General features: G+C 46.5%; 7 protein-coding genes. All 7 read left to right on the plus strand.

All coding sequences use genetic code 11. The annotated features are described in order from the left end of the window. The first annotated feature begins 2 nt into the window (after positions 1-2). The 7 genes from DYD21_RS10885 (at position 3) to DYD21_RS10915 (ending at position 15,416) form a co-directional block, all read left to right on the plus strand. Positions 3-1,145, plus strand: coding sequence for a cystathionine gamma-synthase (locus DYD21_RS10885; protein ID WP_116036473.1), 1,143 nt, complete (start codon positions 3-5; stop codon positions 1,143-1,145). A gap of 13 nt (positions 1,146-1,158) precedes the next feature. Next, positions 1,159-2,337 (plus strand): acetyl-CoA C-acyltransferase, encoded by a 1,179-nt coding sequence (locus DYD21_RS10890; RefSeq protein ID WP_116036475.1) that lies wholly within the window; start codon positions 1,159-1,161, stop codon positions 2,335-2,337. A gap of 424 nt (positions 2,338-2,761) precedes the next feature. Then, positions 2,762-6,655 (plus strand): type IX secretion system sortase PorU, encoded by a 3,894-nt coding sequence (gene porU / locus DYD21_RS10895; protein ID WP_116036478.1) that lies wholly within the window; start codon positions 2,762-2,764, stop codon positions 6,653-6,655. Positions 6,656-6,713: 58 nt separating this feature from the next. Next, positions 6,714-7,850: a type IX secretion system outer membrane channel protein PorV gene (gene porV, locus DYD21_RS10900; RefSeq protein ID WP_116036480.1), complete on the plus strand. Its 1,137-nt coding sequence runs from the start codon at positions 6,714-6,716 to the stop codon at positions 7,848-7,850. A 43-nt stretch (positions 7,851-7,893) separates the two neighbouring features. After that, positions 7,894-11,088 (plus strand): T9SS type A sorting domain-containing protein, encoded by a 3,195-nt coding sequence (locus DYD21_RS10905; RefSeq protein WP_158551564.1) that lies wholly within the window; start codon positions 7,894-7,896, stop codon positions 11,086-11,088. Next, positions 11,089-14,457, plus strand: coding sequence for a hypothetical protein (locus DYD21_RS10910; protein WP_233505520.1), 3,369 nt, complete (start codon positions 11,089-11,091; stop codon positions 14,455-14,457). It abuts the gene before it with no gap. Then, entirely contained in the window at positions 14,454-15,416 is a 963-nt protein-coding gene (locus tag DYD21_RS10915) for a hypothetical protein (protein ID WP_116036485.1), read from the plus strand. Before DYD21_RS10910 ends, DYD21_RS10915 begins: the two co-directional genes overlap by 4 nt. The last annotated feature ends 24 nt before the right edge of the window (positions 15,417-15,440 follow it).

Here is a 15,440-nt window from a genome sequence, read left to right on the forward strand (position 1 = left end):
CTATGAAATTTAATACCAAAACGATACACGCAGGACAAGAACCTGAGCGGACTACCGGGGCTGTGATGCCGCCGATTTTTCAAACATCAACCTATGCACAGGAAGCACCCAACGTTAACCAGGGATATGATTATGCCAGGGTTGGCAATCCTACCCGAACAGCACTTGAAAAAATGATCGCCGGTCTTGAAAATGCAGACCATGGAATCTGCTTTTCAAGTGGTGTAGCCGCGATTGACGCCATTATCCGGATGTTCAGGCCAGGTGATCATGTGGTGGCGAGCAACGATCTATATGGCGGCACATATCGTTTGTTTACAAAAATGTTTGAGCCGTTTGGTATTACATTTTCCTTTGTTGATATGACTAACCTGGACAACGTTCAGGATGCGATTAGCAAAAAAACGAAGCTAATCTGGATCGAAACTCCTACTAATCCGCTGCTCCGTGTAGTGGATATCGCCGGAGTTATTGAGATCGCAAAAAAATGCGGTGCGCTTACAGCCGTTGACAATACATTTGCATCGCCATACCTGCAGCAGCCACTGGATCTCGGTGCAGATATTGCCATGCATTCAACTACAAAGTACCTGGGCGGGCACTCTGATACTATTGGCGGTGCGGTAGCAACATCCAGCCCGGAAGTGGAAGAAAATCTTCGGTTTCAAATTAAAACCACCGGTGCGGTTCCCGGCCCTATGGATTGCTACCTGGTGCTCAGAGGCATTAAAACACTTTCTGTCCGGATGCAGCGCTCTGTAGAGAATGCTGTACAAATTGTAGATTTTTTGAAAGATTCGCCCCAGGTGGAAGTCGTGCATTATCCCGGACTGCCATCACACCCCCAACACAACATTGCAAAAAAACAGATGCGTGACTTTGGTGCGATGGTATCTTTCAGCCTCAAAGACGATTCCATCGAAGCAGCTAACAACCTGATGAGCCGTACGAAAGTATTCACTCTCGCCGAAAGTCTTGGAGGCATAGAATCACTCATTAGTCACCCCGCAACGATGACACACGGATCTATTCCCAAAAACGTTCGTGAAAAAGCCGGGTTGTTCGATTCGCTGATTCGTCTCTCTGTTGGAATAGAAGATGCGGATGATCTTATAGATGATTTAAAACAAACATTGAACCGTTAAATCCACCGAAACTATGAAAAACGTTGTAGTCGTTAGCGCAAAACGAACACCCATTGGATCATTCGGGGGATCACTTTCCTCATTTTCAGCACCGGAACTTGGTTCAGCTGCTATCCTGGAAACCATCAAAAGTGCAGGTATTAAACCTGAGGATGTGCAGGAAGTTGTGATGGGGAATGTTCTCACAGCCGGAGTTGGGCAGGCACCCGCACGTCAGGCTGCCCTTAAAGCGGGATTAGCGAATATCACACCTGCAACTACAGTGAATAAAGTCTGTGCATCGGGAATGAAAGCTGTAATGATTGCGGCGGATCAAATAGCTCTCGGTCAGGCTGATATCATAATAGCAGGTGGCATGGAGAGTATGAGTAACGTTCCATACTACAACAGTAAGCAGCGATTTGGAGCAAAATTGGGCCATTCACAAACGGAAGATGGAATCATCAAAGATGGATTGTGGGATGTCTATAATGATTATCACATGGGCAACGCTGCCGAACTTTGTGCCAGGGAGTGCGGTATTGGCAGGGAAGACCAGGATAAATACGCTGTGCTTTCATACAAACGTGCAATCCAGGCGCGTGATAACGGATTGTTCGATGACGAGATAATCGAAATGAAAGTGAAAGGCCGAAAAGGTGATGTAACGAAAGTCACATCCGATGAAGAGCTCGGTAAGGTGAATTTTGACAAAATCCCAACACTGCGGCCTGTATTTGATAAGGAAGGAACCGTTACTGCCGCAAATGCAAGCAGCATAAATGATGGAGCTGCAGCCCTTTTACTGATGAGTGAGGATAAAGCAAAAGAGCTTGGCCTTGAACCGATGGCCCTGATCAGAAGTCATGCCAGTGCGGCCAAAGCGCCGGAATGGTTTACCACAGCTCCCGCAGATGCACTGCCGATAGCACTTAAGCGCGCAGGAGTTAAAAAAAATGAGATCGGTTTATTTGAAATCAATGAGGCTTTTTCAGTCGTTTCTCTGATAAATAATCATAAACTTGAACTGGATCCGGCCATTGTAAATGTGAATGGCGGAGCTGTAAGTATTGGTCATCCAATCGGGTGCTCAGGAGCCCGGATTCTGGTTACTCTTTTGCATGCCATGAAGAAACGAGGAGTATCACTTGGAGCATCAGCAATCTGCAACGGCGGTGGCGGAGCATCAGCTATGGTTCTCGAATCTGCCTGATAAAAGCTTCTCTTCAGATCTTCCTATGAATCCAAGAAATAGGAAGATCTTTTTTATACGTTTTAAATACTTCTATCACAATATCCCTTCTCTGGCACCCAAATACGCTTCCTGCTGTTGAAAAACCCATTTTTGCAAAAAAAAGTAAATCGGTCGTTGATTTTCAATTTTGAGGGGTGTATTATTTAGAACGAATTAAACTCAAATCAACCCACTCTCTATAGACTAAAGCTACGATCATTTTTTAATTAACCCTTTGTGATCATGCTGCAGCTTTTTCTATACCTGTACCAACTTCCAGTTGGTGTCTCCTCTTCAATTATTTACAATCCATTAAAGCAGAATCTGCCTATTTCTTAGAGCTACTACGCAAACATTACTTACTAATGTAAACTGCTTTTAGGTTTTATCCGATTGTAACGCTATGCCAAATTTTTTCATCAATACCGTAGCCGGAATTCTGTTCTTCTTCTGTGCTATAAATGTGCAGGGACAAACATTGAAGGTGGTTGCTGAGACTGACCAGTTTATCGAATACCATTTCCTGAATGACAGTCTTGAGGTTGTCCATTCCTATGATTTTTTAGTAGAACACAGTTCAAGTACAGTCTACACTGTCACCCAACAGCAGACAGTTACCCATACGCTGCAAAGGGATGCATCATCCGTAATTGAAGCCTACGCCTTAAGCGACAGCAACACCCCTCTTTTCAATATTGTGAATCCGGGTATCAGCCGTGGCATAGAAGTTGCAAACCTGATCTTTCACCCGGTTCGTTTTTCAGCATCCAATCCCCGTGAGCTGGTTGTTGTGAAGGAAGCCCGATTCAGAGTTTACAAATCCGATCGCGGCAGGCAATTTTCAACCCAGGCAGCACGAGCCGTTCAGTCAGAATCTTCTCCCCTTGCAGATGGCGAGTGGTATAAAATCCCCATCCATAACGGGGGTATACACCGTATCGATTATGAGTACCTGGTAGAGTTAGGGATAAATCCATCGCAGCTCAACCCCGGGCAGCTGCAGATTTGGGGTGTGCCCGGCGGAGAGCTTCCCCGCCTGAATTCAGCGGAGAGGCCCCAGCTGCAACAGGTACCTATCATTGTTGAGGCGGATGGCAATTCGTTTTCCCAGGGAAATGAACTGCTTTTCTATGCCGATTCGCCTCACATCGTTTCCCGAAACAGTAATTCAAACACCTACTCCCATCAGCTGCACCGGTACAGCGAGCAGCATCACGTCTATCTTCATGTATCAAACAACGAAACTTCTCTTCGGTTAACAGAAGAAACTCCTGCAGGAACAGGTACAACCATTACTGAATTTCGTGATTTCAAATGGTTTGAAGAAGACCTCGTAAAATCAGAACCGAGAATTCGATCAGGGTTAAACTGGTACGGCATCACTCTTGCAAACAGTTCTGGTCAGCAACAGCGCACAATTTTTGATGAAACTATTCCCGGCCTCATCCCCGGGCGAGACATGAGCGTAGAAATTCAATTTGTGGGAAGAAGCACGCAAAGTATGTCCCTCGGGTTTTTCTATAACGGATCGTCCATCGGAACTTCATCAAACGTTCCGCGAATTTCGAACTACCAGTCAGAAGAAGGGCAATCCGGATATCTCAGAAGTTTTAATACAACCACAACAACCCAGGGCTCTGAAAATGTTGAATTAGTTGCACAGATCAACGCATCGGCCCAGAACAGCCAGGGATTCATCGACTGGATCCGGCTTACATACGATAGAGAACTCCGGGCAGATGATGACATTCTTGAAATCTTTTCGCCCGCTGCCGTTTCGAACCAGGCCGGTACCTACCAGATGCAAGGCTTTACCGGAACACCGGTTGTGATGGAAATTTCCGATCCGGTTAATCCCCGGCTCCTTCGTGTAACCGGGTCAGGTTCTCAGTACAGTTTCTCCTATCAGCACCAGGATCAGAACCGTTTTATTGCCCAGAACCGATTTCACACTCCGGAACCGGGCACGAGAATTATCAACCAAAACCTGAGAGGTATTCAGTCTCACCCCGATTACGTGATTGTTACTTCCGAATTCTTTCTCGATCTCGCCAATGAATGGGCCGACTATCGGCGCGACCGCGATAATTTTGAAACCGTGGTCGTCACACAAAATCAGATTTTTAACGAATTCTCGGGCGGAACACCTGATGTAACCGCAATTCGCGACTATATAAAATTTCTGTACGACCGTGCTTTAAACGCCGGTACAGAGCCGCTGCAACATCTTCTTTTGTTCGGAGATGCCACTTACGATTTTCGAAATATTGTGGAAGGTCCCATCACAAACCATGTGTTCACCTTCCAGAGCGAGGAGTCACTGAACCGAATTAACAGCTACGGGAGTGATGACTATTTTGGACTGATGGGAGACAATGAAGGTGAATGGCTGCCATCAAATACCTCCGAGCGGATTGACATTGGGATTGGTCGTTTTCCGGTCAATACCATCGGGGAAGCACGTGTTGTGATGGATAAAACGCGTGAATATGAAAGCGGAGAAACATCCGGCGACTGGCGTACAAATTTTACCTTTGTATCTGATGACGACTTCCCTGAAGTAGAAACAAATCGCGATATGCACTTGCTGAATGCTGACGGAACGGCACGCGAAATCGATAAAACATCAACGGCAACACGGGTGAACAAAATTCACATGCTTTCCTACCCTGTTGAAACATCCGCTGCCGGGCGCCGGGTGCCCGGAGCAACCCAGGATTTTATCAGCGCTTTTAACGAGGGATCACTGGTCATCAATTACTCAGGTCATGGAAACCAGTTCGTGCTTGCCGACGAGCGGTTATTTACCGAGGAGATGATCCCCAGGCTAAACAACAGAGACCGTCTCTCCATATTTGTTACCGCCACCTGTCAGTACGGCCGCTATGATGATACCGATTCAAATTCGGGTGCAGAACAGACGATGCTTTGGAGCCAGGGCGGAACAGTAGCGTCATTTACTACCACACGGGTTGTATTTACCAGCCCGACCCCCGGCAGCAATAATTACGGGCTGAATATTCAGCTTACCCGGCAGATGCTTGAAAGAGATCAGGATGGCAGGCCGCAGCGGCTTGGAGATATCTACCGGAGAACAAAAAACACGAACCAGGCAAGCAGTTTAAACGGCAGAAAATTTATTCTGCTCGGTGATCCAGCGATGAGAATCGGCCTGCCGGAAGCGAAAACACAAATTACCTCAATCAACGGAACAAACCTTCAGGCATCACCGGATTCAGTTTTACAGATCAGAGCTCTCGACAAAATGACCATCGAGGGAATGATGACGGACCGGCAGGGCAATCCGCTGCCTGATTTTAATGGAGAAACCACAATTACGGTTTTCGACTCAGAAAGAGTTGTTAACCTGCCAGATAAATACTGGGTTCAGGAAGGGCGATGTTTTCAGCCCAATTGCCAATATACAGTAGAAAACGACATCCTGTTCAACGGCCGAGCATCTGTGCGCAACGGTACTTTTCAATCAGAATTTATTGTACCCCGCGATATCACATTTTCCGAGGATCGTGGCAGAATATTAGCCTACACTTCATCAAACGGTATGGATGGTGCCGGATCTGCCGATAATATCGTTTTCAACGGTGTGAATGAAGATGCAGAGGGGCAGGATACAGAGGGGCCGACGATTGACGTTTATCTGAACGACCCGAATTTTGTAAACGGTAATCTTGTGGGCAGTTCATCAATGCTCATTGTGGATCTTGAAGATGAATCTGGCATAAATACAACAGGAACAGGAGTTGGACATGAGATCATAGCTACAATCGATACAAACCCAAGAAAAACCATCGTGTTAAACGAATTCTACCAGAGTGATCTGGATGATTTTCGAAAAGGACGTATCGAGTATCCCCTCGATGAATTATCGGCGGGGAGTTACACGCTAAATGTACGGGCGTGGGATGTATATAATAATCCGGAAGAGGCCACTATCCATTTTGAGGTGGCCGACAGCGATCAGCTTGAAATCCGAAATGTGTATAACTATCCCAATCCAATGAGTCGGAACACGCGCTTCGTATTTGAACACAATCAACCCGGTAATCTGCTGGATATAGATATCCGAATCTATACACTCAGCGGACTCCCGGTTATGCACCTGCAAGAATCACAAATAACATCGAATTCATATGCTAACATTGAATGGAATGGTCTTGACCGCGATTATGATCGCCTGGCTAACGGTACTTATATTTATGTGCTTAGGGTTGGAGCAGATACCCCAGAAGGAAAGCAAACCGAGGAAAAAATCGAAAAACTTGTCATAATCAGATAACCATACATTAAAAAAGGTTTATTTGCGTTATATTTACCAAAATTAAACATCCTATTATATGAGAAAATTAGTTTTACCTTTCTTAGCCGTATTTCTACTCACCGGAGCATTTTCAGTGACCAACGCACAGGTTGGAATTACTGCTGTTCCCTTTCTGCAAATTGAGCCCGATTCCCGGGGTGCCGGAATGGGAAATACCGGAGTTGCCATAGCCGATAATGCATCTGCAATGTTCTGGAATCCAGCAGGTCTTGCTTTTCAGGACAAAAACCAAATCAGCATTACACATGCGAACTGGCTTCCTGCCTTCAATGCCGACCTTTTTTATGACTACCTCGTTGGCACCTACTATGTTGAAGGAATTGGCACGATTGGCGGGCATATTACCTTTCTGAATCTTGGACAGCAAATCCGGACCAGTGAAGACAATGTTGAACTTGGCCGATTTAACAGTTTTGAAATTGCCGGTGGTCTCTCTTACGGATTTGAACTTTCAAGAAATTTAGCTCTCGGTACCGGATTCCGCTTTATCTATAGTTCTCTTGCGGATGGAACCGTGGCCGGTCAAAAAGTAAATCCCGGTGCAAGTGTGGGAGTTGATCTCGCTGCACTCTACAAAACGGATCCTTTCTCCATCGGTTCAAGAAGTGCCAATGTAAACTTCGGCATGAACCTTTCTAATATCGGACCGAGTATCCAGTATACCGATAACGCCCAGAAAGATCCGCTTCCTACTGTATTAAGAGCCGGCTGGGCATTCACCACAGAACTGGACTCCCGCGGATATAACACCCTTACCATTGCCAATGATGTATCCAAGATTATGGCCCGCAACGAACGCATCAGCGGTGACGGTGAAGGCGGCGATACCTATGAAGCGATGGGCTCACTTGAAGCAATTTTCAATTCATGGGGTTCTTTTGATAGATTCAACGGAAGTGAAACCGTTACCCTCAGCCTGGTTGATCAACTTATGTTTGGAAGCGGATTTGAATACTGGTACAATAACCAGTTTGCGCTTCGGGGCGGATATTACCACGAACACGAAGAGAATGGAAACCGCCGTTTTATGACCTTCGGTGCCGGACTTCGATACAATATCGTTGGAGTTGACTTCAGCTACATTTACACTCTCGAAGAAGATCACCCGCTTGCAAATACAATCCGCTTAAGTTTACTGCTAACTTTCAACTAAGCTTCAACTCCCCCGGCGGCCATCTATGGTATTTATCAACTGGATGAACAGTACCAGAATATCCACGGTACTGTTCATTTTCTTTTTTTTTGCGGGTACAACAATCTATTCTCAAACGCTTGACCGATCGTATTCGATTCCGGCGCAGAATGCTGCACAAGCCTCCTCTGTGATCTCTGACGGAACACTGCACATTGTTGCCGTGATGACTGAATTCCAGCCCGACACAAACCGGTTCACATCCGGTGATGGAACTTTTGGTCCGAACAGCATCTCCTACCTGAATAGTGATGAAATTACCATCGACCCGCTTCCGCACAACAAGCCCTATTTTGAAGCACACCTGGAATTTGCCAAAAACTACTACTCTAAAATGTCTTCCGGTGCTCTTGAAATTGAGTACCATGTCCTCGACCAGGTTTTCAGGCTGCCGCATGAGATGAAAGAGTACTCTCCGATTGGTGTCGACCCATCATCCGAACCACTGGCAGAGCTTGCAAGAGATGTATGGACCGATGTTGAGAATCTGGGTTCTTTAGACCTGAACCTGAACAGCGGAGACCGTATAGCGTTTGTCGTTTTTCACGCCGGAGTTGGCCGTGATGTGGAACTGACAGGCACCATCCTTGAAAAAACTCCACAGGATATTCCATCCGTGTATATCAGCAAAAACGCCTTTCAGAGGCTGTTTGATGATCCATCCTTCAGCGGTTTCCCGATTGACAACGGAAATTTAATTGTAGATAACACACTGATTCTCCCACGAACACTTACAAGAGCCGGGGAGGATGTGACAGGATCTGAAGTAATTCTGCAGCTATCCATCAATGGTATGGTTACTGCACAGATTGGAAGCCACATCGGGTTGCCGGACCTGTTCAATACAGAAACCGGTGAATCGGGTATCGGCAGGTTTGGTCTGATGGATGGCGCTGGAATTTTTGCTTATAACGGACTTTTTCCGCCCGAACTCTCCGCCTGGGAAAAGGTCTATATGGGATGGGAAACTCCATTTGAGATTGATTATAATCACCCAGACCCCATTTCACTTGCGGCTGCATCATTACGCCAGCCAAACAGTATTGCCAAAGTCTCAATCTCGGCAAGCGAATATTTTCTTATCGAAAACCGGCACCGTGAAGCCGATCAAACCGGTACAACACTGACGATACAGAGGCCTGACGGCACGCGTGAATCACAAACCTTCACCAATGCTGACACCGCTTTTGTATTTCAACAGTCTGATTTTGTAGAACTCCTTGAGCCCGGAGTGGTTGTGGATGTCTCCAACTACGATTTTGCTCTTCCCGGAGGACCTGCTGAACTTTTAGATGAAACCGATGAAGACGACAGCCGGATGCTGAACGGTGGTATCTTAATCTGGCATATCGATGAGGGAATTATTGATCGCCAGTTATCCCTTCGCAGAGGAATCAATGACGATCCAACCCGGCGAGGTGTACATCTCGTTGAAGCAGACGGCGCACAGGATATCGGACGCCCCACTGCAATCGGGTTTTTCCAGAATGAGGTAAACGGGTCGGCATTCGATTTCTGGTGGAGCGGAAATGATGCGTCGGTCATTACCCAAACCGGTACCATCACGCTATATGATAATCGCTTTGGCCCTGACACCACGCCCAATAACAACAGCAATTCAGGGGCAAAATCAGCTTTCGAACTCATCGAATTCTCCGAAAACCTGCCAACAGCAACCTTTCAGATTCAGCCTTTTAGTACGGGTGGGGATCTTTACGAAGTTGTGGAATCCACACAGATCACTCCAACTATCAATTTTTCCACGCCCGGCGATAATCCGTATTGGAGCCGCTATCCCCTCTCTATCATCGCAACGGGTCAGCAATCGGAATTGATCCTTCCGGGGTCGGACCAGGTTTTATACAGAGATCACCAGGGGGACATCATTCCGATAACACCTTCCGGGCAAAACTCCTACCAGCAGCCTTTATACAACAGCGACACCGAGACACTCACGATTGGATCAAATCCTGGCCCGTCAGATCAGCAAATTACCACCACAATATTTGAACGGAGTGCAACCGGTTTTACTGAATTCTGGAATTTTGAAACAGCGGCCAATAGCGGCTTGATAAGTTCTCCGCTTTCTGATTTTATTCAATTTGATGGAACTACGGCCCGGGCAAGAATCAGTAACCAAACCATCGATGAGGAGTATTATCCCACAGCCGGACACCGTTCAGAGCAGATCAATGGATTTGAATCATTCATTTCGAATAGCGGTGAGATTACGTTCATCACCCCGGCCGAAACAAGCACTACGCAAATTAGTGTTCCCGATGAACCGTTCCTCCGAAAACATATCGGCTTGGCAGAACAGCAGAATGGAGATTTTGATACATTTCTGATCCTTGAGAATGATCTGTACCTGTTCCGGAACACATCGGGTGAACTGGAGCGAAGAACAATTCACTCATCTGAAAATATGGACTGGCCCGCACTTGCCGATATCGACAGATCCGGAACCATAGATTTCATATTTATAGATCGGGCTGAAAACCAGCTTATCGCAAAAAACCAAAATGGCGCCATGCTTTCTGGTTTCCCTATCGACTCACCCGGTGGAGTAAGGTTTACCGGAACTCCTTTGATTGCTGACCTGGATGGAGATGGAGAGTTTGAAATTATCATATCCGGTCAGGATCAACAATCGCTGAATGTATACGGATATCGCTCAAATGGCAGCCAGGTCAATGAGTTTCCTCTCCTGGTGGGAGGAGTTTCAACGCAGGATGATGATCCGGTTCACCCGGCAATTGGAGATCAATATCTCTCGGCCATCAGCCCGGATGGAGATCTCCGGGTCTGGCGATTTCCAAATTTGAGCACCACCTTATGGGGTTCAAAATATGGTAACACCGGAAGTAACAAACTCACTGGCCGGCTGCTGACCGAAACAATTGCCACACCCGATTTTGGAATTTTAAATAACGAAGAAACCTACAACTGGCCGAATCCCGCCCGAAATGAAACCTATTTGCGATTCCAGACAGAATCCCCCGGTGATGTGCAGATTAAAATTGCCACCACAAGCGGACGTTTGATTTACGAGCGAACGGTACAAAGCCGCGGATCAGGGCCGGAAGAGATTATGATTGACACCTCAGGATGGGGAAGCGGCGGGTATCTTGCTGTTGTGACAGCTACCGTAAACGGACAGACTGAACGTAAACTTGTTAAAATTGCAATTGCCAAATAAGTGACCTACCTAAAGCATACATACCGATTGGTTTGGTTTATTCTCCTGCTGGCATTTGCCGGTTCTGTTCAGGCTCAAATCAGTCCGCAATTCCTGGATTATCCCCAAAATCATCTCCCGTGGTTTACTATCGAGAGCGATCATTTTGAGGTCCATTACCAGGAAGGGAGTGAACGAACTGCACAGGTGACATCAAAAATTGCCGAGGAAGTGTACGAACCGATCACATCGCTCTACGGCCTGGAACCGCGCCGCAAAGTCAGCATTGTGTTGCGCGACAGGGAAGATTATTCGAACGGAGCTGCATTTTTCTTTGATGACAAAATCGAAATCTGGGTCCCTGCCCTCGATACTCCCCTTCGCGGTACACACAACTGGCTGCGCAATGTAATTACTCACGAATTCACGCATATTGTTCAGCTTCAGGCCTCCATGAAACGGTCTCGTACGATTCCGGCCATCTATTTTCAGTGGCTCTCGTACGAAGGCGTGCGCCGCCCGGATGTACTCTACGGATTCCCCAACGGAATTGTAACCATGCCGTTTGCTACCGTTGGTATACCGGCGTGGTTTGCTGAAGGTACCGCGCAATATCAGCGATCGGGATTAACCTACGACTACTGGGATTCCCACCGCGATATGCTTCTGCGGTCACGCATCATGAACGACACCTATCTCGATTTTAATGAGATGGGAATATTCTCCTCTAAAACGAGTATTGAGCGCGAAACCAACTACAACCAGGGCTTTGCATTCGTTATCTATCTTGTGGATCGTTTTGGTGAAGAGGTCGTGGCTGATATATCTCGGGCGGCAGCTGAGAGCGGAAAAAACGATTTTTCAAAAGTTATAGAAGCAGCTACCGGTCATTCCGGTACAGCGCTATTTGCAGACTGGATTGAAGACCGTAAAGAGTTCTACGCCCGTCAAACCGAGCATATCGAGCCAACCGATTTTGAACATGTTGTATCGATTGGCTTTTTCAATTTCTATCCTCAATTTAGTCCCGACTCCGCGGCTTTTGCTTATCTCTCCAACCTTGGGCGTGATTTTGCAGCAACTGCGCTGGTGGTTCGTACAGACACAGCTGTGGTAACAATTGATGAAGTAGGTGGTGAACAGCAGCTCGACTCCGATCAGCTGTACCAAATGTCGCATGGAATGGGTGCAAATCTCGCGCTCGATTTCATCAGCAACCGTTTCTCCTTCTCTCCCGGCAGCGATAAAATTCTCTACAGCAAAGCAGAAAAAAACCGTTATGGAGAAACATATCAGGATCTATACATTTACACCTTTGCGGATGAAGATTACGAACAGATCACCGACAGTCAGCGGATTCAGGAACCGGCATGGCATCCAAGCCAGAACCGGGCTGTAGCCGTGAAACAGCACGACGGCACACAGAATCTCGTGATGATCGATTTGGATACGCATGATATCACCTCTCTCACGCAGTTCACTGCAGGCGAAACCATTAACACCCCGGTATGGCATCCCAGCGGTGAAACTGTTTATATGGCTAGTGCCCGCAATGGAAACAGAAACTTGTTTAGTATTGATACTGAAACCGGGCAAACCGAAACCATTTTTGAAAGCACACTGATTGATTATCGTGATCCCTGGGTGGATCCGAACGGTCAGTATCTCTATTTCTCATCCGATATCGATGGCATTTTTAATATCTACCGCAAACATCTCTCCGAAAATCAAACGGAACAGTTGACTACAACTACCGGTGGTGCATTTATGCCAATCGTTCAGAATGATACACTCTACTATTCCCACTACATCAACGACGGTTACAAAATATCTAAAACCGGTCTCAAAGATTCTTACGAGCCGGTAGCCATAACGCATCCGCACGGCCACAATATTTTTAGTGAGTACGATCGCGCGGCCGGACTGAATCGGATTCAGCAAATGAATGAAATCGATGACAGCATTATCGGAGATCTGCCATTTGATACCGGTATGTATGAAGATGAGCCGATTGAATTTGAAATTGAGACTGAATTTGAATCCGACCGGCGAACCTGGAGTCCGTATAGTGAAACCATCACCAGTCTGAACGTATTTCCAGTGGTTCGGTTTGATAACTACTCCAAAATAAATGGCAGTAACTCGCGGCTGCTTACCGCCGGACATTTCGGTTCATTGGGAGAAAATCTGTGGCGGGATATGAAAGTCGGCGCCTATTTATCTTCGCGGGATGTAACGGAAAAGCTGAGCATTTTCGGCGGCGGACTGATCGGTTTTGGCTCAACGCCTGCAAGTGGAATCGGGGACTTTTTCTCACCAAGCCGGATCAACGACCTGGATCGCGATATATTCCTGATTATCGAACACCGCGGAATTCCGTTTATCGAAAGAAGCTGGTCCCCTACCGTAAGTCTTGAGCTGTACAACCTGAAAAGAAACGTTCGTGACGGGCTGTCCATCGAGGAATTTCCCTGCACATCCTGCCTGCCCGAAACCAAAAATATAGACATCCGGTATTCCGTTTGGGAAGCAAACCTGTTTTTGCGAAGTAAACTGAACCGATGGAGCCTTCTGGAATTCGGCGCTGCATACTCTCCTTACAGTGTTTCAACCGAAGGATTCCTATCTGATGAACTTCAGCAATTTATTCCCGGAAGTACATCGCAATATTTTCGCGGACACAGATTTTCGGCATCCTATATAGCGGAATTGATAGAACCATCCCGTAATATGGATATAACGCCGATTGGTATCCGTAGCAGTCTGCGGTACCAGTATGAACCCAGCCGGCTGCTCGATGAATTTGAAGTTAATGACGGCATACTTTCTCCGGTCTACAAATCAGACCGAAACCACTCTCTTGAACTCCGTCACCGCTGGGGATTCCGGCTTGGCGGCGACGATGCTGGTATGATTACAACCCGCGGATTTGCGTACCTGAATAATCCCGAAGATCTTTTTTACCTTGATTACCTGGGCGGACTCACCGGATTGAGATCCTACCCGTTTTTCTCAATTGGCGGGCAGCGAACCGCATTCATGCGCGCATCATACCTCACACCAATTTTCCAGTCGATCAACAAACAGGTTGGAGCCTACACGATTGATAAAGTTTTTGCACACCTGTTTGCCGAAACCGGAAATGGATGGGGCAGCTCTCTGGATATCGGAAATCAGCTCAAATCCGGGATCGGAGCAGAGCTGAGAATGTCGTTCAACAGCTATTATCTTTTCCCGATGAAATTTTTTGTAAACGGAACGTATGGTCTGAACCGTTTTGACGTTACCTTTTCTGATGATTTTATTACCGGATCGGGCGATAACAAGGTATCTTACGGACGGGAATTCCTGTTTTACTTTGGATTAACATTTGATTTCGACCTTTTATGAAACTTGTAGTTTCGTTTGTCATACTCAGCTTACTCCCACTGCTGCTGGCCGGTCAGCCGCTGAAAAGCAATCTCAGCGAATCCGTATTGCAGGCAGATGCTGAATCAGAAACAGTTCATATCTCTGACTTTATTTCTCCGGTACTCTCCCGAAGTTATTCCGATGAAACATTCGATAATTCTCTTCAGAGAAGATTTACCGAAACCCCTGCTCTTGGTTTACTCTCATCGGCAATTCTGCCCGGCAGCGGCCAGATGATTAACAACAACTGGATTCGCGGCGGACTGTTCGCAGCTATTGAGATCGCATCAATCTATATGATTGTGGAGTACCATAATCGCGGAAACCGTGGTGAACAGCGATACGAAAATTTTGCCGATCAAAACTGGAGTGTTACTCAGTATGCACAGTGGCTTGTGGAATATCACGATGAAAACGGCATTAATAATGCCAACCTTGCACAGCTAAGAAACATGGTAGAGGGTATCGATCCAGCGTTTGATACCTCCGTTGACTGGCAGCAAATTGATATCGACATTCTCAGGGATGTGGAGCGAAACACCCCGTTTATTACGCCTGATGCGAATCGAACAAGTAATTTTTCCCATATCTTACCCGGATATGGATCCCAGCAGTATTACGAGCTGATATCAAAATATTACCAATACCAGGCAGGGTGGGCAGATTATTACGGGTATCACAGTGCCAATAATTCAAATCCGTACCGCATTTCGCGTGATGGAGATAAAGCGAGCCCTCTTTTTTCAGAAGGAATTTCGCTGGCAGAACAGTTCAATGAAGATTTCAGAACATCCAAAAACTTCAAAATGCTATTGATCGCAAACCATGTTATTTCCGCTTTCGATAGTTTCTTTACCTTTCAGCTGAAACAAAACCGGCTGCAGGCAGCTACAAGTATGTCTCCCGCGAGCTATATTCAGCTCACCTATAACTTTTAATGACTCCCGAAAATCCGCAGTTAA

Source organism: Rhodohalobacter sp. SW132 (assembly GCF_003390325.1).
GTDB lineage: Bacteria > Bacteroidota > Rhodothermia > Balneolales > Balneolaceae > SW132.